Raw genomic sequence first — 17,719 nt, 5'->3', positions numbered from 1 at the left:
GTCTCCGAGAAAACAGAAAGGAGTGTCAGGGCTGGATGGGCGAAGTAGAAGTGACGGTGCTGATGATCCGCTGGCGGGAGAGAGAGATGACTGCACGTCCGTCAGGAGACGTGGCGTAGGTCAGGGTGGAGTCACCGAGTCTTGACCAGGTCCGGACCGGACCGGCGGCCGACGGAAAATTCCCGCCCATCGGATCGCTTTCAAGTCCGAGGCTGGCGGCGAGGGCGGTAACCTCCTGCTGGAGGGAGGGCGGCGCGCGCTCCACGGACACCGAACACATCGACCCTGCCGAGGGGTCGGATGCATCGGACTCAGGGAGTCCGACGAGCATGACATGACCGCCCCGGACCCGGAACATCAGGTGCCATCCTCCCATTCGGTCGCCACTCGACGTAACGCGCACCCGCCGCCAGCGCCGCTCGCGCGCCAGTTCCTCGAAAGCCCCACGATCCAGCCCAGTTTCGACGCAGGCTTCCCGGAAGATCTGCAGGACATGCGCGTCCTGCGACGCGGTGTCTGCCAGCGCCGTGGTACCGATGACCGTCGCCCATGCGAGCGCGGCCAGCATCACCCCACCGCCTTGGTGAGCTTCTGCGCCACGACACCGGCAGCGAGAGGCTTCATGATCGACAGAAGCGACATGCGCATTGCTCCGCAGGAGAGATCCAAAGGGGCCGTCGGCCAGCCCCGGGCCGGGACCCTGGTCGGGGTGATAACAGGAATGATCGCGCGTGCCATCCGGTCAGATGTCCCGGAACGGGTTTTCGACCCGGACGGTCCCATAGGTCTGACCATCGTTCAGGTCTTCGGAATAGATCACGCGCGCGCCCAGCCGCTCGGCCGCGGCGATGATGGCGCCGTCCCAGTAGCTGATCTGGTAACGATGCGAGAGGGCGATCCCATCCAGAACCACGGCGGTCGTGATCGGCTGGCACGGCTTCATGGCCACCACCCGGACCCATTCCCGGGCCTTTTCCGGCGTGAGCGGCTGCGCGCTCTTTCTGATGACATTGTTGTAGAATTCGGCCAGCACCTGACCCGAGGTGCAATAGTCTTCCGTCAGAACGATTTCACGCGCACGGCCCCACCGATGGCCCGCGTGATCGCGGCCAAGGGCCGCGTAGAGCAGAATGTTGGTGTCGAGAAAGACCTCAGTATTCGCGATCAAACCGAGGTTCCCCGCTGTAGGTCTCTTCACGCGTGGGAGGGCGCCAGCCTTCGCCGCCGCGTCCTTCGGACTCGTCGATGAGCCTGAGAAGGGCCTCGCGCGCCTCGTCGGCCTCTCTCTCCTCCTCGACTGCGCGCTGGAGGAAGCCGCGCACCATCTCATTGACGCTGGTCCGCTTCATGGCGGCCAGCACCCGCACCTTGTCGAGCAGGTCTTCATCGATAGCGAGGGTGAGGTTGCGCGTCACGGGTTATGTGTAACACGGGTTATGTGGAGCGCACAATCTGTGGGCGCGGCTGCCGTCACTCTTTTCTCGGCGAAGCCGCTGGCACTCCGGGAGGCTCCAAGGCTGCGGAGCCAGCAGGAATGATAAGAGCGAGTTCAGACGATATCCCTTCGTTATACCCGAACGAGCAAGCAGCGTACTCCTCTCCGTTGATGTCGAACGACCGACAATCTCCAGAGAGGGGGGGCATTTGACTCGCCTCAGTGCGACGCTGAACACCCGGCCGCCCCGCCAGCCAATCTGTGAGCATGTTGGTCATAGCCTCGCTGCCCATCGGATTGGATACCCGACAAACCACAACCTCCTCCCACCGCTCAAGGCTGACGTGGTTGATCTGATTGTCGTTGGAGAACGCCCGATGGCCACCAGCCTCGTCCTTGGGCCACTCGTACCATCCTGCCGCCTCCAGTGCAGCGACGATCTGTCTCGAGTCTTTGGCAGCGGCTCCAGCCTCGCAGAACTGCATAAAGTCCTGCTGGATCAATTCAGCGTTGCGGGCGTCAGACGCCGGAACTGCTGACTGCTGGCATCCGCCAAGCGCGAGAAGCGCGCAGAAGGCAGAAGCCAGTCGCATCACCCCACCGCCTTGACGATCTTCTGGGCGGCGTCGTCGAGGTCGTCGGCGGCGGTGATGGCGAGGCCGGATTCGTTGAGGATCCGCTTGCCTTCCTCGACATTGGTGCCTTCCAGACGCACCACCAGCGGCACCTTGAGGCCTACTTCCTTGACGGCCGCGACCACGCCCTCGGCGATCACGTCACAGCGCATGATGCCGCCGAAGATGTTGACCAGAATGCCCTCGACGCGGGGGTCGGCCGTGATGATCTTGAAGGCCGCAGCCACCTTTTCCTTCGACGCGCCGCCGCCGACGTCACAGAAGTTGGCGGGCTCTTTCCCATACAGCTTGATGATGTCCATGGTCGCCATGGCCAGACCGGCACCGTTGACCATGCAGCCGATGTTGCCGTCCAGGGCGACATAGGCGAGGTCCCATTTCGAGGCCTCGATCTCCTTGGGGTCTTCCTCGGTCTCGTCGCGCAGGGCCAGGATGTCCGGGTGGCGGAACAGGGCATTGCCGTCAAAGCTGACCTTGGCGTCCAGCACGCGCAGGCGACCGTTCTCCATGACGATCAGCGGGTTGATTTCCAGCATCGACATGTCGGTGTCGATGAAGGCCTTGTAGAGGATCGGGAACAGGGTCTTGCCGTCCTCGGCGGCCGCTCCGTCCAGCTTCAGCGCCGTGTTCAGCGTGGCGACATCGGCGTCGGTGACACCGGTCTCGGGATCGATGACGATGGTCTGGATCTTCTCGGGCGTGTCATGGGCGACGGCTTCGATGTCCATGCCGCCCTCGGTCGAGACGACGAAGGCGACGCGGCCGTGCTGACGATCCACCAGCAGGGAGCAGTAGAGCTCGCGGGCGATGTCGGCACCATCCTCGATATAGAGGCGGTTGACCTGTTTGCCGGCCTCGCCTGTCTGGGCGGTGACCAGGGTTTTGCCCAGCATTTCGCGGGCATGGGCCACGGCTTCCTCAACCGATTTCGCCAGACGCACGCCGCCCTTGGCGTCGGCGCCCAGTTCCTTGAACTTGCCCTTGCCGCGTCCACCGGCGTGGATCTGGGACTTCACGACATAGAGCGGGCCGGGCAGGGACCGGGCGGCGGCCTCGGCCTCGTCCGCCGAGGTGATGGCCACGCCCGCCGCGACCGGTGCGCCAAAGCCCTTCAGAACCTGCTTGGCCTGATACTCGTGAATATTCATGGAAACCGTCGCGTCCGCTGGTGGGGAGGATTGCGAGGCTTATAGGCTCCGCCCGTTCGCACGCGCAACAGGCGGAGCCGGTCTGGTGTCAGGGATCAGTCGATCCAGTCGCGCTTGAGGGTGCGCGAGGCGCCGATCAGCAGCAGCGCCGCCAGCACATAGAAGCCCATGCCGGTGTAGATGGCCCAGCGCAGGCTCTCCTCAGCGAACCGGGGTGCCAGCAGATCGCTCATCCAGCCGAAGTAATAGAAGCCTACGGCGATGCCGAGCAGGTTGTTGATCAGCAGAAACAGGGCCGAGGCCGTCGAGCGCATTGGGGCGGCGACCAGATTCTGGATGGAGGCGGTGATCGGCCCCAGCCAAGCGAGGTTCAGGCCGGTCGGGATGATGAAGATCAGGAAGGCGACGATCAGGGCCTGGGCCCGGGTGCCGCCGTCGGCGAAGATCTGGGCGATCAGCCAGTCGGAGTTCATCGCCAGGATGAAACAGGGGGCCGAGATCAGAAAGGCGATGGCCGGGACCAGCGGATAGGCGCCCTTGCCGCGATGGGCCAGTTTGTCGGCGATCATGCCGCCCAGCCAGATGCCCAGGATGCCGCCGATCAGGGCGATGCCAGAGTAGTACCAGCTGACCTCCCGCAGGGTCAGGTCAAAGCTGCGCATGAAGAACAGGGGCAGCCAGCCGGCGACGCCATAGCCGCAGACAGAAGAGGAGGCCGCCCCCAGGGCCAGCAGCCAGAAGCTCTTCTTCTTGATCACGACCGAAGCGGTCGCGCGGGCGATCATCAGGGAGATGCCAATGACCAGCGCCAGCAGCCCGGCGAAGCCCAGAACCATGGCGCTGCCGAGGGCAAGGAGACCGGAATAGGCGAGGGCCGCCAGCACCAGCAGACCGGCGCCCAGGCCCAGCATGATGAGGGCGGCGGTGCGGCCCACAGCGGATGAGGCCGCGGGCGGATGCGAGGCCACGGGGGCGGCATCGGCGGGCGCGGCCGGCTCGACGGGACGGGGAATGTCCGTGGCACCCCGCTTGGGGTCCCTGACCGTCAGCCGAAGGACCGGAGCCACCAGTACGCCGATCAGGCCGACCACGATGAAGGCCGTCCGCCATCCGTACTCTGCCGCCAGAAGACCCCCGACGAGGGTGCCCGCCGCCGTGCCCAGCGGAATGCCGAAGGCAAAGCCGGCCAGGGCCCTTGCCCGCTGATGCGGCGGGAAATAGTCCGCGACGAGGGAATAGGCCGGGGCGACGCCGCCCGCTTCACCGACGCCGACCCCCATGCGGTAAAGGAAGAGCTGTCCGTAGGAGGTCGCGACGCCGCACAGGGCGGTGAAGCCCGACCAGACCGTCAGGGCACCGGTCATGATCCAGACGCGGCTGTAGCGGTCCGCCAGCCAGGCGAGCGGGATGGCCAGGGTGGAATAGACCGAGGCGAAGGCGATGCCGCCCAGCAGGCCGAACTGGCTGTCGGTCAGGCCGAACTCTTCCTTCAGCGGCGCGGCCAGGATGCCGATGATCTGCCGGTCCAGAAAGTTCAGCATGTAGACGAAGATCAGGATCGCCAGAACATAGAAGCGATAGCCCGGGGAGACGGGCTTTTCGGTGCCGGTCGCGGCAGCTTCGGTCATGGCGGTTCCCCTGATGGTTCCTGTACCGGGCGCGACGGTAGCGTTCCCGGTCCGGCATGCAAAAGAAAAAGGGCGGCGGCTCGAAGGAACCGCCGCCCGGACAGGTGTCAGACGTTCAAGGTCGGGATCAGAACTTGACCTGGATCGATCCGGTCACGGTCCGTGGGGGCCCGTAGTAGCCGATGATCGAGTCGTTGAAGAGGGCGCCCGGGAAGTTGTAGCCCCCCACGCGGTATTCTTCGTCGGTCAGATTCTTGCCGAACAGGCCGACGCTCCAGCGCTCGCTGGGCGCGGTCCAGATCAGCGACAGGTCGACCAGGGCATAGGCGTCCTGGTCCAGGATCGGGTTCGGGAACTCGAACTGGCTGAAGTCGCCGCGATAGCTGACCGAGGGGGTCACGACCAGCTCGCCACCCGCCAGATCACTGCGCCAGGTGACACCGAAATAGCCGGTCCATTCCGGAGCGTTCTGGAGCACCACCAGGTCGGAGATGTCCTCATAGGCCATGGTGGTCAGGTTGTAGCGCAGGAATTCGTCGAACTCGCTGTTCAGATAACCGATGGCGAAGTTGGCCGTCAGGCTGTCCGTCAGGAACAGGGAGCCTTCGAACTCGGCACCGTACAGGGTGGACTGGCCGACGTTGTCGACGAAGCTGGCGATGCCGCCGACGGCCGGAACCTGGGTGGTGACCTGCTGGTCCTGGTACTCGTTGTAGAAGATCGACGAGCTGAACGACAGCGGGCCCGCGCGTCCCTTCAGGCCGATCTCATAGCTGTCGACCGTTTCCGGGTTGTAGCCATTGACCGTGTCCGGGGTGAAGACGGCGTCGCCGCGCATGTCGAAGCCGCCGGACTTGAAGCCCGAGGACCAGGAAGCATAACCCGTGATCGCGTCGGAGAAGTCGTACGACAGGGCGATCCGCGGCGAGATGTCGTCGAAGGTGCGCTTGTTCGTATAGTCCGTCCGCAGCAGCAGCGGCGCACGCGGTGTTCCGCCCAGCAGAGGCGACCGGGTGGCACCGAGATAGTTGGCGCGGAACACGGTGCCGGTTTTGGTGTCCTCGGTCCAGCGGATGCCGAGGCCCAGGTGCAGGCGCTCGGTCAGGTCAAGGTTCACATCGGCGAACAGGGCGACGCTTTCCGTATCGACCACGCCGCCCGTGCCGATCACGATCCCGGCATTGCCGAGGATGGTGTCAAAGGCGCCTTCCGCGGAGCCGTCCAGATAGAAGAGGCCGAACACGCCCTGGATGCGGTCATAGTTGAACTGGAACTGGAACTCGGCCGTGAACTGTTCATCGGCATAGTAGGCCGGGATGTCCAGCGTCGGCGCCGGGGTGTTGTCGAAGTCGATGACCGTGTCGGTACGACCCTCGCGCCAGGCCGCGATCGCCTTGAAGGTCCAGTTTTCGCTGACGTCAACCTGGCCGGTGAAGGACAGGCCCTCGCTTTCGACCGAGTTCTCGTCACCGATCCCGGCATAGGTGTCATAGACGCTGCCCGGCACGCCTGCGCCCGGTCCGACGCCGGCCACTTCGCGGTGGCCGTGACGGGGGCTGGAGTCATCCTGGGTGCGATCATAGGCGAGGCGGAAGAAGACCTCGTCGCGCGGCGTGAACTCGGCACTGACGCGGAAGGCGGTGACGTCCTTGTCGTAGTGTTCGGCGCCCGTGTTCAGGTTGGAGCCGTAGCCGTCGCGGGTCAGGTTGGCGAAGGCCGCCCCGACGCGGAAGCTGTCGGTCAGCGGTACGCTGCCCGAAGCGATCAGGTCGACCTGATTGTAGCTGCCGTAGGCGCCGCGGATGGTGGCCTCGGCGTTTTGCGACAGGCGCGAGGTCACATATTTGATGGCACCGCCGACGGTGTTGCGGCCATACAGCGAGCCTTGCGGACCGCGAAGAACCTCAATGCGTTCGATGTCGAAGATATCGAGCACCGCCGCCTGCGGACGGGCGACGTAGACATCGTCCACATAGAGGCCGACGCCGGGCTCAAAGCCCCACAGCGGGTCCTGCTGGCCGACGCCGCGGATGAAGGAGATCAGGGTCGAGTTGGAGCCCCGGGCCACCTGGACGGTCGCGTTCGGCGTCTGCTGCTGCAGGGTGGTGATGTCGGTCGCGCCGGTTTCCTCGAGCCGGGTCGCGGACAGAGCGGTCACGGCGACCGGCACGTCCTTCAGCTGCTCGTCACGGCGACGGGCGGTGACGATGATTTCATCCAGCGCGGTGACGGTCGGATCCTGTGCCGGTGCCTGCTGGGCAATGGCGGTGGCGGACAGCGCGCTCCAGGCGGCCCCCGCCAGAAGGACGGTTTTGACGAGTCTGTTCATTTGAAACCCCAATCTCTGTTTCCAGCCCAAGACGCTTTTATTCAGCGTTCAATGATTTTCCGCAGACTGACCCCGTTTTTGGCCATCTGTCAAACGGCCAAGCCTGTCCGGGCGCGGAATTCAGGCTCGGCTGTGGCAGGAATACATACCCCCGGAGGACGTGCCGGATGCGTGATTGCCGGATGGAGGTGGCGCGACTAGCCTTGTCGGCATGAGCAAGATCACCGCGCCGTTGGCCCCCGCCCTGCCCGTCGAGGGCAAACGCGCCGGCCGGATCGAGACCACCGCCCGGCGGGGCCGACCGTCCAAGAGTCAGGGGAACCGCAACGGTGAAACGCGCGACTCGATTCTGGATGCCGCCGAAGACCTGTTTTCCAAACACGGCTTTTACGGGGTGACGATCCGCGAGGTTGCCCGCGAGGCCGGCGTCGATACGGCCCTGGTCCATTATTATTTCGGCGCCAAGCGCGATCTGTTCGACGCCGTCTTCCTGCGCCGGGCCGAGGTCTGGAACAATGAGCGGGTCGAGGCGATCAACCGCTACGCGCGCGAGAACGAAGGCCGGATGACGCTGGAGGGCCTGCTGGAGGCCTTTCTGAGGCCACCCTTCCAGTGGTCGCTGAAGGGGGGGCCGGGCTGGAAGCACTATTCGGCCCTGGTCGCCCAGACCAACGCCAACCCGACCTTTGGCGGCGAGACCATGGCCCGCTATTTCGACCCGTCGATCCGGCGGCTGATCGATCTGCTGCGCGTCGTCCTGCCGGAGGCCAGCGACGCCGATCTGTACTGGGGATGGCACAATCTGTCCGGGGCCCTGACCCTGACCCTGGGTGAGACGGGCCGGCTGGACCGCCTGTCGGGCGGGCTGTGCCAATCGGGGGATCTGGACAGCGCCTGTGACTATATGGTGCGCTTTGCGGCCGCCGGGTTCCGGGCCGTCAGCGGACCGAAGGGTCAGGCGGCCTCAGGTTCCGCCTGAGCGGCATCCTTGCCCCTGGCCTTGCCGGACTTCTTGCCCGACTTTTTCAACGCGGCCTTTTCGGCCTTCTGCGCGGCTTTCTCGGCCTTGCGCAGTTCCTTGAGCCGTTTCTTTTCGGCGCGCGCCGCAGCGATGGCTTCCTCGGGGGCGGCATCGGCCGCTCCGGCCAGTTCGCCCAGGATTTCGAGGAAGGCCTCGCGCCGCCCCTTGGGCAGGAGAGCCATGATCTGACGGTCCGCCTCGACGACGCGGGGACGGGCCTCGGCCAGAGCCGCCTCGCCCTCGGGCGTCAGGCGCACGGCCATGGCGCGCGCGTCGAGAGACGACCGCTCGCGCGACAGAAGTCCGCGCTGCGTCATGCGGGCCACCAGATCGGCGAGGGTCGAGCGGTCGATGCCCGTGGCCTTGACCAGATCGGTCTGCGTCAGGCCGGCGCGCAGCGACACGGCCTCCAGCACGGCAAACTGGCGTTGGGTCAGGCCGTCGGTCCCCACTTCACGTGTATAGATATCGAGGGCGAGCTGCAGGGCCCGGTGAATGAGGTGGCTGGGCGAGTCCGCGAGAGAGCCGGCCTCGCGCGCCTTCTTGCCGGACTTCACCATGACCGATCGCCTCCCCTGACGCGCCTCAATGCCGACAGGGCTATCAGGGCCGCTTTACGCTTTCGCGACGGCTGCGCGACATTTCTTCCGTCCGCGCCCCGGCTGTTCAGGGCGCGGTATTGGGGCCGGGCGGCGGGGCGGCGGGGCCATCCGGGGCTTCGGACTGAAGATTGCGAAAGATCAGGGGCATGTTGCTGAGGCCGAACACGGACGAGGCGATCCACAGGACCCCCCGGAAGCTGACCCAGACGTCGGCCGGGTCAACGCCATCATAGCCCAGCTGATCGGTCACCCAGCCGACCAGGGCCTCGCTGCGCACAGCCTCATTGACCAGGGCCACCGCGGCGAAGAACAGGCCGTAGCGCAGGGTCAGGATGCGCCATGCCCGATCATTGATGGGGATGACGCTGCCCAGCAGGGCCTTGAGCGGCTGCTTGCCCATTTTCAGTCCGCCCAGCAGCAGGATCGAAAGGCTGAGGTTCAGGATGGTGACCTTGAGCTTCACCCATAGATCATCCTGGGTGAACAGGGTCAGCAGGCCGAACACCAGGGCGAATCCGCCCACGATCAGGGGCATCAGCGCCAGGCGCCGCTCGACCACGAGGCCGACGGCGACGGCGATGGCCGCACCGCCGACAAGGAACCAGGTGGCCTGGACCAGGGCCTCGTCGCCGGGAAGCCCGCGCACGCGATAGAGGATGAAGGCGCCCGCGAAGGCGGCGAGAGCCCCGAAATCGACGGCCTGGCGGACCCAGGTGGGGGGAGCGGCGCGCTCACTCATGATGTGGCCTCCAGACCGACCAGCGAACGGGCAAAGGCGTCGGCGTCAAACGGTTGCAGATCGTCGATGCCCTCTCCCACCCCGATCAGCTTGATGGGGGCGTCCGATGCCTGGGCGACGGGGACCAGCACACCGCCTCGGGCCGTGCCGTCCAGCTTGGTCATGACCAGACCCGACACATAGGCTGTCCGGCCAAAGATCTTTTCCTGTTCCAGGGCGTTGCGGCCGACGGTGGCGTCAAGCACCAGCAGGGTTTCATGCGGGGCCTCCGGATCGACCTTTTTCAGGACCCGCACGATCTTGAGCAGTTCGTCCATCAGGGCCGACTTGTTCTGCAGACGGCCGGCGGTGTCGATCAGGACGACATCATAACCTTCGGCCCGGGCCCGGGTCACGGCGTCGAAGGCCAGACCGGCAGGGTCGGCGCCGTCGCGGCGGCTTTCAAACGTGGCACCGGCCCGCTCGGCCCAGACCTTCAGCTGTTCGCGGGCCGCAGCGCGGAAGGTGTCGCAGGCCACGATCATGACCTTGGCGCCCTGACCGGTCAGATCGGCGGCGATCTTGCCCAATGTCGTCGTCTTGCCCGAACCATTGACGCCGACGAACAGGGTGACGAAGGGGCGGGGGCCGTTCAGCGGCTCATAGCGGGCCTCATGAGCGCGCAGCTCGTCGGCCACCGCCTCGGCCAAGGCGGTCTTCACCTCGACCTCGGAGGCACCGGCCCCGAAGCGCAGGGCGCGGAACCGCTCGACGATGCGGTCGGTCGCGGCCGGGCCCAGATCGCTTTCCAGCAGATGCTCTTCCAGCTGTTCCAGTGCCGTCTCGCTGAGGGGCTCCTTGACGAAGGTGGAGACCACCTGTTCGGTCATCTGGCGCGAGGAGCGGGACAGTCCGTCGCTCAGCCGCTGGAACCAGCCTTTTTTCGGTGCGTCATTCATGGGTCCGCTTTAGCGGGCGGGCGCGCCAGCGTCACCTGCGACACGAAGAAACCGCATCTTGGGGAGTGCACCCCATATGTGCGACAAGGCGGCGGTCGGCGCCCAGATGCTCCCTCGGCGCGCTCCCGGATGGATTGATGGCCCAGACACATCCCTTCTTCAGCCCGGCGACCCACGGCTTTGTGCGCGTGGCGGCGGCCACCCCTGTCGTCCATCCTGCGGACCCAAAGGCCAATGCCGATGAGCATATCCGCCTGATCGAACAGGCGGCCGAACAGGGCGTCGACCTGATCGTCTTTCCCGAGCTGAGCTTGAGTGGCTATGCGCTGGATGACCTGCATATGCAGGGGGCGCTGCTGGATGAGGTTGAGCGGCAGATTCGCCGTATCGCCGTGGCTGCCGGGGAGGCACATCTCGTCGCCTTGTTCGGGGCGCCCATCCGGCACGGCGATCGCCTCTACAACTGCGCCGTGGTGGTGGCGAACGCGAAGGTGCGTGGCGTGGTGCCGAAGACCTACCTGCCCAACTATCGCGAGTACTATGAGAAGCGTTGGTTCGCCGCCGCCGATGAGATTGGAGCCAGCTATCCCATGGTCGCGGTCGGCGGTGAGTATGCGCCCTTCGGGACCCATGTGCTGTTCGAGGCCGACAACCGCCACGGCTTCGTGTTCGGCGTGGAAATCTGCGAGGACTTCTGGGCGCCGCTGCCCCCCTCGACCCGTCAGGCCCTGGCGGGGGCTCGCATCCTGCTGAATCTGTCGGCCTCCAATATCGTCATCGGCAAGGCCGATGAGCGGGCCCTGCTGTGCGCCAGCCAGTCGGCGCGGGCCATGGCCGCCTATGTGTTCGCCGCCTCCGGCTGGGGCGAAAGCACCACCGATCTGGCGTGGGACGGTCAGGCCACGGTTCATGAGCTGGGTGCGAAACTGGCCGAGGGCGAACGGTTCGCAATGGGCGGAGGGCTGACGATCTGCGACGTCGATGTGGACCGCATCGGACAGGATCGCCTGCGCAATGGCACTTTTGCCGACTGCGCCAGGCGCGAGCCGGCTGCCACGCATTTCACCCCCTTGAGCTTTAACGCCCGGCCCGCGCGAGGGCGGGACGACCTTATCCGCCCGCTCGACCGCTTTCCGTTTGTGCCGGACGATCCCGCGCGCCTGGACCGCGACTGCTATGAGGCGTTCAATATCCAGGTCCAGGGCCTGATGAAGCGGATGGTGGCGACCGGGTCAAAGACCGTGGTCATCGGCGTCTCGGGGGGGCTGGATTCGACCCAGGCCCTGCTGGTCGCCTGCCGGGCCTTTGACCGGCTGGAGCTGCCCCGCACCGGCATCCGCGCCTACACCATGCCGGGCTTTGCCACCTCGGAAGGGACGAAATCGAACGCCTGGGCGCTGATGAAGGCCCTTGGCGTGACGGGCGAGGAGATCGATATCAGCCCGGCGGCCGAGCGGATGCTGGCCGACATCGGCCATCCGGCGGCACAGGGTGAGGCCGTGCACGACATCACCTATGAGAATGTGCAGGCGGGTCTCAGGACGGATTATCTGTTCCGCCTGGCCAATCAGCACAACGGCTTTGTCATTGGCACGGGTGATCTGTCGGAGCTGGCGCTGGGCTGGGCCACCTATGGCGTCGGCGATCACATGAGCCACTATGGCGTCAATTCCGGCGTGGCCAAGACGCTGATCCGGCACCTGATCCGATGGGTCGCGGACCGGGAACTGGTCGGAGCGGATGCCACCCCGGTGCTCAAGGCCATTCTTGACACCGAAATCTCGCCCGAACTGGTGCCGGCGAAGGACGGACAGATCCAGTCGACCGAGGCGACGGTCGGCCCCTATGCCCTGAACGACTTCTTCCTGTTCCACTTCAGCCGCTATGGCATGGCGCCGTCCAAGGTGGCCTTCCTGGCCTGGCAGGCATGGAAGGATGCCGGCAGCGGGCACTGGCCCTCGGGGACGCCGGACGCTGAAAAGGTCGAATATGATCTGGAAACGATCGTCTTCTGGCTGCGCAAATTCCTCGTGCGCTTCTTCCAGACCAGCCAGTTCAAGCGCTCGGCCCTGCCGAACGGGCCCAAGGTGGTGACGGGGGGCTCGCTGAGCCCCCGGGGCGACTGGCGCGCGCCGTCGGACGTATCGGCCCGGGTGTGGCTGGACGAACTGGACGCCAATGTGCCGATCAAGGCCCCCGTTGAGAAAGCCCCGAAATGAGCGATACCCCGACCCGCGATGCCAACGGCAATGAGCTGGCCGACGGCGACAGCGTCACCCTGATCAAGGATCTGAAGGTCAAGGGATCAGGCGGGGTAACGCTGAAGCGCGGCACCATGGTGCGCAAGATCCGGCTGACCGGGGACCCCGACGAGATCGAGGCCAATGTCGACAAGGTCAAGGGACTGGTGCTGCGCACCGAGTTCGTCAAGAAGGCCTGAGGATCGGCCCGGTCAGGGCACGTCCGACAGGAATTCGAAGATCGCCGCCCGGGCGGCCGGCTCGTCCAGCATGGGGGCGTGGCCGATGCCGGGGACCTCGACATAGTCCATCTTCGGGGCGCGCTTTCTCATCTTCGCGGCGATGCCGGCGCTGAGCAGGTCCGAGGTCTCACCGCGCACAAGCAGGGTCGGCCGCCCCCGGGCCAGTCGCCCGAACATCGGCCACAGATTGGGCACCAGCGCCTTGTCGCCTGCCGCCCGGATCGGCACCGCGATGTCGGGATCATAGTCGAGCACGGGCGTGCCCTCCGTCCCCTCGCGGAACACCCGCCGGGCGAAGGAGGCCCAGTCGTCGGGGCCGTAGTGGGGGAAGGCAACGCCGTTGGTCTTTTCGACATAGGCGGCGGCGGCCTCCCACGTCGGGGTTTCGACCGGCTGGCCAGTGTAGGCGGCGATGCGGGCCAGACCCGCCTTGTCCACCTCGGGGCCGATGTCGTTCAGGATGGCGGCGGCGATCACCCTGGACCGCAGGGCCGCCACCGCCATGGTGATCAGCCCGCCCATGGAGGTGCCGAGGAACACCGCCCGCTCGATACCTGTCTGGGCCAGCAGGGCCAGCACATCCTTCGCATAGGTGGCGGGCTGATAGGTCATGGGATCGGGGGCCCGGTCCGAGCGGCCCCGCCCGCGCACATCGACGGCGAGTACGCGACGGCCGCCCTGGGCCAGCAGGGTCGCAATACCGTGGAAGTCCGCCGAGTTGCGGGTCAGGCCGTGGATGGCGATGACGGGCAGGCGCGCCTGCCCATCGGCCCCGGCATAGTCGCGCGCATACAGATCCAGCCCGTCCTCGGAGGTGAAGCGGCGCTCGGCATAGGTCCGGGTCTCAGTCATGATCTGGGCTCCGACGGCTGGGTATTTCACCCCATGTAGAATTTATGCCTCAGATCGCCAGCAGGTCACGCACGAAATCGTCGAGATTTCCACCGTCGAACAGAAAGCCGGGGATACCCGCTCTCCGTGCGGCCTCCATGTCGCTGGGCCGGTCGCCGATCATGAAGGCGCGCTTCGGATCAATGCCGTGGTCGGCGATGGCGCGCAGAATCATGCCCGGGTTGGGCTTGCGGTCCGGATGATCCGGGTGGTGCCAGGCCGGATCGACGGCCTCGGCATGGTAGGGGCAGGCATAGACCGCCCCAATGCGCGCGCCCTTTGCGGCCAGCCGACGGACGATCAGATCGTTGAAGGCTTCCATCTGGCCGTGGCTGAACATGCCCCGCGCGACTCCCGACTGGTTGGTCACGATCACCACCAGATAGCCCAGGGTGTTCAGGCGCCGCACGGCCTCGGCCGCGCCGGGCACAAAGGCCAGCTGGTCCTCGCGGTGCGGATAGCCGACATCATCGATCAGGACGCCATCACGATCCAGAAACACGGCCGAATGGCCGGCGGACGCCGGTACTGAAATCACGTCTTCTCCCGGATCAGGCGCAGGGGTTGTGTGTCCGCGAACGGACATTGAGATCGCCCTGATTAGGGCGCATCGTAAGAAGTCGCAACGCGAAGTGACCGTCCCCCGTTTGGTCAGAAGGGCGCGTGCTTGCTATGGCGCGCCACCAGACGCGGGGCAAACCCGCCGCACAGAAAGACCGAGACCCATGAGCATTGCCTTCATCGACCTTCAGGCCCAGCGCCATCGCCTCGGCGGCAAGATCGAGGCCGCCGTCATGGCCGCCGTGGAAAGCGGTGCCTGGGTCATGGGCCCGCAGGTCCGCCAGTTCGAGGACGATCTGGCCGCCTTTGGTCAGGCGAAGCACGCGCTGGGCTGCGCCAACGGGACCGACGCCCTGATCCTGCCGCTGATGGCCTGGGGCCTGCGCACCGGCGATGCGATCTTTGTGCCCAGCTTTACCTTCACCGCCACGGCCGAGGTGGTGCCCTGGCTGGGCTGCACGCCGATCTTCGTCGATGTGGACCCGCACACCTGCAATATGGATCCGGCCAAACTCGAGGCCGCCATCGAGGCCGTGAAGGCCGAGGGCAGGCTGAAACCGCGCGTGGTCATCGCTGTCGACCTGTTCGGCCAGCCCGCCGACTATCCGGCGATCCGGGCCATCTGCGACCGCCATGACATGAAGCTGATCTCGGACTCGGCCCAAGGGTTCGGTTGTACGCTGAACGGTGCCCATCCGCTGAAGTGGGCCGACATCACCACCACCAGCTTCTTCCCGGCCAAGCCGCTGGGCTGCTACGGCGACGGCGGGGCGGTGCTGACCGACGATGCCGATCTGGCCGAGGAGATGGATTCGCTGCGCGTGCACGGCAAGGTCGTGGCCAAAGACATGCAGGGGCAGACCTTCGACCATGATCCCAAATACCTCGCCATGCGGATCGGCATGAATTCGCGGCTCGACACCATTCAGGCCGCCATCCTGATCGAAAAACTGAAGGTCTTCCCGGAAGAGATCGAATGGCGCAACCGCATCGCCGCCCGCTATAATGAGCACCTCGCCCCCCACGTCGCGGCCGTGCCGCATGTGATCGAGGGCGGCGTTTCCGTCTGGGCCCAGTACACGATCGAGCACGACGACCGCGCGGGCCTGATCGACCATCTGAAGGCCGAGGGCGTACCGACCGCCGTCTATTATCCGGTGCCCATGCATATGCAGCCCGCCTATCGGCGCTTTCCGCAAGGGGCCGGGGGCCTGCCGGTCACCGAGCGGCTGAAGGACCGGGTGCTGAGCCTGCCGATGCATTCGGATCTGGACGAGGCCACCCAGGACCGCATCATCGCCGCCGTCGCCAGCTACAAGGGATAAGTCCGATGCAAGTTCTGAAGATCGGCGTGGCCGGCGCCGGCGTCATGGGCCGCAACCATGCCCGGGTGCTGACCGATATCCGCGATGTCGACCTGACGCACGTCTTTGATCCCGACGCGCTGGTGGCGAAGGGCGTGGCCGAGGCCTATGGCGCCTCGCCCGTCACGACCGCCGAGGCCTTTGCTGACGCCGGTCTGGACGCGGCCGTGATCGCCACGCCCAACCGCACCCATGCCGATCTGGGCGTGGCCCTGCTGGAACGCGGGGTCCATGTGCTGGTCGAAAAGCCGATTGCGGCGACCCTCGAGGATGCCCAGCGCCTGATCGATGCCGCCAGGGCAAACGACCGGGTGCTGATGGTCGGTCAGGTCGAACGCTTCAATCCGGCGGTCGAGGCGGTCAAGCGCGCCATTGCCGATGAGGACGTCATCTCGATCCAGATCACCCGCGTCGGCCCCTTCCCGCCCCGTATGGGCGAGGTCGGGGTGGTCATCGATCTGGCCGTGCACGACATCGACATCATCCGCCACCTGACCGACAGCGAGATCGTCGAGGTCCAGCCGCAGCTGGCTCGCACCAAGGCCGAGCGCGAGGATACGGCCCTGCTGCAGTTCCGGCTGGCCAACGGCACCATCGCCCACATCACCACCAACTGGGTCACGCCCTACAAGACCCGCACCCTGCAGGTCGCCACCAAGGCCAAATTCGTGGTCGCTGACCTGATGACGCGTCAGGTGACCGAATATTTCGGCCAGCAGCCCGACGGCACCTATTCGACCCGCGGCGTCCACAGCTGGCCCAATGAGCCGCTGAAGAAGGAGCTGGAGGCGTTCGTTCACGCCATCCGCACCGGCGAGACCCCGGCGGTCACCGGCGAGGACGGCCTGCGCAATCTGGAAGTGGCCCTGAGGTGTCTGGGGGAATGAACCTGCTGCCGGCGGTTCTGGAGAACCGGTTCGTCCGGCTGGAGCCCCTCGAGGATCATCATCGGGAGCCCCTGCGCGCTGCCTGCAATGCCGACCCGGACCTTTGGCCGACTCTCTACTACCGGTCCTATGGCGGCGAGTATTTCGACGCGGGCTGGGATGATCTCGTCGCGGGTCAGTCGGCCGGCACCCGCATTCCGTTTGCGGTCATGGTGGACGGCACCCTTGTCGGCATGAGCAGTTATATCGACATCCAGCGCAACAACCGGGCGCTCGAGATCGGCACCACCTACTACCGTCCGTCCGCCCGGGGCGGTCCGGTCAATCCGGCGGCCAAGCGTCTGCTGCTCGAGCATGCCTTTTCCTGTGGTGCCAATCGCGTGTCCTTCAAGGTCGATGACCGGAACGCGCGCAGCCAGGCCGCCATGCTGAAGCTGGGGGCGACGCGTGAAGGCGTGCTGCGCCACGACATGATCACCTGGACAGGCCATGTGCGCAGTTCGGTGGTCTTTTCCATCCTCGCAGAGGAATGGCCGGCGGTCAGGGCGAGGCTGGATGAGCGGCTGGCAGCCTTCGTCCGGGCGTCAGGGGAATAGCGGCGTTCTGTCGTCTGGCACCGCGTCTGCATTGTGGCTGATAATGGTCGAATGAAGCGATCCGCGTTCCGAACCGTGATGGTCTTCGCTGCTGTGGGCCCCCTTACAGGAGGCTTGGTCCTTGGACTTGTGGTCTTAGGCGAGCGAGCACTGGCTGGGGGAGGCAGCGAGGTCGGTGAACTCCTGTGGGGCCTCCTCATGTCGGGGCTTGCCGGATACGTCTACGGATGCATCCCGGCGATAATAACTGGTATGGCCGCAGCCCATGTTTCCAGGGGGGGCCGGAACACATGGTCCTGGCTGGGTATGGCCACCGGCCTCGGCGCGGCGTTCAGTGGGCTGATGAGCCTTCTCCTCGGCGCTCCCGGCCTCGCCTTGATATTGAGTCCGCTCGGCGCAATCGCTGCCTTTGTGAGTGGTTTGACGGCGCTTGGAGTCCGGCCTCTCGGAGACGGAACACCGT

The 17,719-nt window shown here is 65.8% G+C and carries 18 protein-coding genes; 6 read left to right on the top strand and 12 right to left on the bottom strand.

The features are described from left to right. Nucleotides 1–25: 25 nt before the first annotated feature. The 7 genes from IBJ06_RS07395 to IBJ06_RS07365 form a co-directional block, all read right to left on the bottom strand. Complete coding sequence (locus IBJ06_RS07395) at nt 26–568, bottom strand: hypothetical protein (protein WP_292158792.1); 543 nt, start codon at nt 566–568, stop codon at nt 26–28. 174 nt (nt 569–742) lie between these two features. Then, nucleotides 743–1,168 (bottom strand): PIN domain-containing protein, encoded by a 426-nt coding sequence (locus IBJ06_RS07390; protein ID WP_292158790.1) that lies wholly within the window; start codon nt 1,166–1,168, stop codon nt 743–745. Then, a complete protein-coding gene (locus IBJ06_RS07385; protein ID WP_292158786.1) occupies nt 1,152–1,415 on the bottom strand; it encodes a DUF6364 family protein in 264 nt (87 codons plus the stop codon). The genes IBJ06_RS07390 and IBJ06_RS07385 overlap by 17 nt, the downstream gene beginning before the upstream one ends. Before the next feature lie 55 nt (nt 1,416–1,470). After that, entirely contained in the window at nt 1,471–2,028 is a 558-nt protein-coding gene (locus tag IBJ06_RS07380) for a hypothetical protein (protein WP_292158784.1), read from the bottom strand. Further along, the gene (gene sucC, locus IBJ06_RS07375) at nt 2,028–3,218 is read right to left on the bottom strand and encodes an ADP-forming succinate--CoA ligase subunit beta (protein ID WP_292158782.1); all 1,191 of its coding nucleotides are present in this window, start codon (nt 3,216–3,218) and stop codon (nt 2,028–2,030) included. Before sucC ends, IBJ06_RS07380 begins: the two co-directional genes overlap by 1 nt. Before the next feature lie 95 nt (nt 3,219–3,313). Next, nucleotides 3,314–4,846 (bottom strand): MFS transporter, encoded by a 1,533-nt coding sequence (locus tag IBJ06_RS07370; protein WP_292158780.1) that lies wholly within the window; start codon nt 4,844–4,846, stop codon nt 3,314–3,316. A 127-nt stretch (nt 4,847–4,973) separates the two neighbouring features. Continuing rightward, nucleotides 4,974–7,175, bottom strand: a complete 2,202-nt coding sequence (locus tag IBJ06_RS07365) for a TonB-dependent receptor (RefSeq protein ID WP_292158779.1) — start codon at nt 7,173–7,175, stop codon at nt 4,974–4,976. Nucleotides 7,176–7,386: 211 nt separating this feature from the next. Here IBJ06_RS07365 and IBJ06_RS07360 point away from each other — a divergent pair, with 211 nt between their 5' ends. Then, nucleotides 7,387–8,154, top strand: a complete 768-nt coding sequence (locus IBJ06_RS07360) for a TetR/AcrR family transcriptional regulator (RefSeq protein ID WP_292158778.1) — start codon at nt 7,387–7,389, stop codon at nt 8,152–8,154. Here the strand turns inward: IBJ06_RS07360 and IBJ06_RS07355 are convergent. The 3 genes from IBJ06_RS07355 to ftsY form a co-directional block, all read right to left on the bottom strand. Continuing rightward, nucleotides 8,130–8,756, bottom strand: coding sequence for a MarR family transcriptional regulator (locus IBJ06_RS07355; protein WP_292158775.1), 627 nt, complete (start codon nt 8,754–8,756; stop codon nt 8,130–8,132). The genes IBJ06_RS07360 and IBJ06_RS07355 overlap by 25 nt on opposite strands. 106 nt (nt 8,757–8,862) lie before the next feature. Further along, nucleotides 8,863–9,537: a septation protein IspZ gene (locus tag IBJ06_RS07350; protein WP_292158772.1), complete on the bottom strand. Its 675-nt coding sequence runs from the start codon at nt 9,535–9,537 to the stop codon at nt 8,863–8,865. After that, nucleotides 9,534–10,475: a signal recognition particle-docking protein FtsY gene (gene ftsY, locus IBJ06_RS07345; protein ID WP_292158770.1), complete on the bottom strand. Its 942-nt coding sequence runs from the start codon at nt 10,473–10,475 to the stop codon at nt 9,534–9,536. The genes IBJ06_RS07350 and ftsY overlap by 4 nt, the downstream gene beginning before the upstream one ends. 137 nt (nt 10,476–10,612) lie before the next feature. On the opposite strand from ftsY, the gene IBJ06_RS07340 reads away from it, so the two are divergent. Both IBJ06_RS07340 and IBJ06_RS07335 read left to right on the top strand, forming a co-directional pair. After that, nucleotides 10,613–12,694: an NAD(+) synthase gene (locus tag IBJ06_RS07340; RefSeq protein WP_292158768.1), complete on the top strand. Its 2,082-nt coding sequence runs from the start codon at nt 10,613–10,615 to the stop codon at nt 12,692–12,694. Next, nucleotides 12,691–12,915: an alkylphosphonate utilization protein gene (locus IBJ06_RS07335; RefSeq protein ID WP_123288190.1), complete on the top strand. Its 225-nt coding sequence runs from the start codon at nt 12,691–12,693 to the stop codon at nt 12,913–12,915. Before IBJ06_RS07340 ends, IBJ06_RS07335 begins: the two co-directional genes overlap by 4 nt. A gap of 12 nt (nt 12,916–12,927) precedes the next feature. Here IBJ06_RS07335 and IBJ06_RS07330 read toward each other — a convergent pair whose 3' ends face one another. After that, nucleotides 12,928–13,809, bottom strand: coding sequence for an alpha/beta hydrolase (locus IBJ06_RS07330; protein WP_292158764.1), 882 nt, complete (start codon nt 13,807–13,809; stop codon nt 12,928–12,930). A 49-nt stretch (nt 13,810–13,858) separates the two neighbouring features. Beyond that, nucleotides 13,859–14,386, bottom strand: coding sequence for an HAD family hydrolase (locus IBJ06_RS07325; RefSeq protein WP_292158762.1), 528 nt, complete (start codon nt 14,384–14,386; stop codon nt 13,859–13,861). Between the two features lie 187 nt (nt 14,387–14,573). Between IBJ06_RS07325 and IBJ06_RS07320 the strand changes: the two genes are divergently transcribed. Genes IBJ06_RS07320 through IBJ06_RS07310 form a run of 3 tightly spaced genes read left to right on the top strand, consistent with a single transcriptional unit; the run spans nt 14,574 to nt 17,256 of the window. After that, on the top strand, nt 14,574–15,734 hold the full coding sequence (locus IBJ06_RS07320; protein WP_292158760.1) for a DegT/DnrJ/EryC1/StrS aminotransferase family protein: 1,161 nt from the start codon (nt 14,574–14,576) through the stop codon (nt 15,732–15,734). Between the two features lie 5 nt (nt 15,735–15,739). Continuing rightward, entirely contained in the window at nt 15,740–16,660 is a 921-nt protein-coding gene (locus IBJ06_RS07315) for a Gfo/Idh/MocA family oxidoreductase (RefSeq protein ID WP_292158758.1), read from the top strand. Next, entirely contained in the window at nt 16,657–17,256 is a 600-nt protein-coding gene (locus tag IBJ06_RS07310; RefSeq protein WP_292158756.1) for a GNAT family protein, read from the top strand. Before IBJ06_RS07315 ends, IBJ06_RS07310 begins: the two co-directional genes overlap by 4 nt. Nucleotides 17,257–17,719 lie beyond the last annotated feature (463 nt).

This window comes from Brevundimonas sp. (assembly GCF_016742135.1).
In the GTDB taxonomy this organism is placed as follows: domain Bacteria; phylum Pseudomonadota; class Alphaproteobacteria; order Caulobacterales; family Caulobacteraceae; genus Brevundimonas.
The sequence above is the reverse complement of the archived record's forward strand: the minus strand, read 5'-3'. Positions and strand labels throughout refer to the sequence as shown.

Bases quoted from the DNA above. Each gene is read 5' to 3' on its own strand.
- IBJ06_RS07380 (WP_292158784.1), bottom strand. From the start codon at position 2,028: ATGCGACTGGCTTCTGCCTTCTGCGCGCTTCTCGCGCTTGGCGGATGC.
- IBJ06_RS07335 (WP_123288190.1), top strand. From the start codon at position 12,691: ATGAGCGATACCCCGACCCGCGATGCCAACGGCAATGAGCTGGCCGAC.
- IBJ06_RS07315 (WP_292158758.1), top strand. From the start codon at position 15,740: ATGCAAGTTCTGAAGATCGGCGTGGCCGGCGCCGGCGTCATGGGCCGC.
- IBJ06_RS07340 (WP_292158768.1), top strand. From the start codon at position 10,613: ATGGCCCAGACACATCCCTTCTTCAGCCCGGCGACCCACGGCTTTGTG.
- IBJ06_RS07330 (WP_292158764.1), bottom strand. From the start codon at position 13,809: ATGACTGAGACCCGGACCTATGCCGAGCGCCGCTTCACCTCCGAGGAC.
- IBJ06_RS07370 (WP_292158780.1), bottom strand. From the start codon at position 4,846: ATGACCGAAGCTGCCGCGACCGGCACCGAAAAGCCCGTCTCCCCGGGC.
- IBJ06_RS07360 (WP_292158778.1), top strand. From the start codon at position 7,387: ATGAGCAAGATCACCGCGCCGTTGGCCCCCGCCCTGCCCGTCGAGGGC.
- IBJ06_RS07310 (WP_292158756.1), top strand. From the start codon at position 16,657: ATGAACCTGCTGCCGGCGGTTCTGGAGAACCGGTTCGTCCGGCTGGAG.
- ftsY (WP_292158770.1), bottom strand. From the start codon at position 10,475: ATGAATGACGCACCGAAAAAAGGCTGGTTCCAGCGGCTGAGCGACGGA.
- IBJ06_RS07395 (WP_292158792.1), bottom strand. From the start codon at position 568: ATGCTGGCCGCGCTCGCATGGGCGACGGTCATCGGTACCACGGCGCTG.
- IBJ06_RS07350 (WP_292158772.1), bottom strand. From the start codon at position 9,537: ATGAGTGAGCGCGCCGCTCCCCCCACCTGGGTCCGCCAGGCCGTCGAT.
- IBJ06_RS07320 (WP_292158760.1), top strand. From the start codon at position 14,574: ATGAGCATTGCCTTCATCGACCTTCAGGCCCAGCGCCATCGCCTCGGC.
- sucC (WP_292158782.1), bottom strand. From the start codon at position 3,218: ATGAATATTCACGAGTATCAGGCCAAGCAGGTTCTGAAGGGCTTTGGC.
- IBJ06_RS07365 (WP_292158779.1), bottom strand. From the start codon at position 7,175: ATGAACAGACTCGTCAAAACCGTCCTTCTGGCGGGGGCCGCCTGGAGC.
- IBJ06_RS07355 (WP_292158775.1), bottom strand. From the start codon at position 8,756: ATGGTGAAGTCCGGCAAGAAGGCGCGCGAGGCCGGCTCTCTCGCGGAC.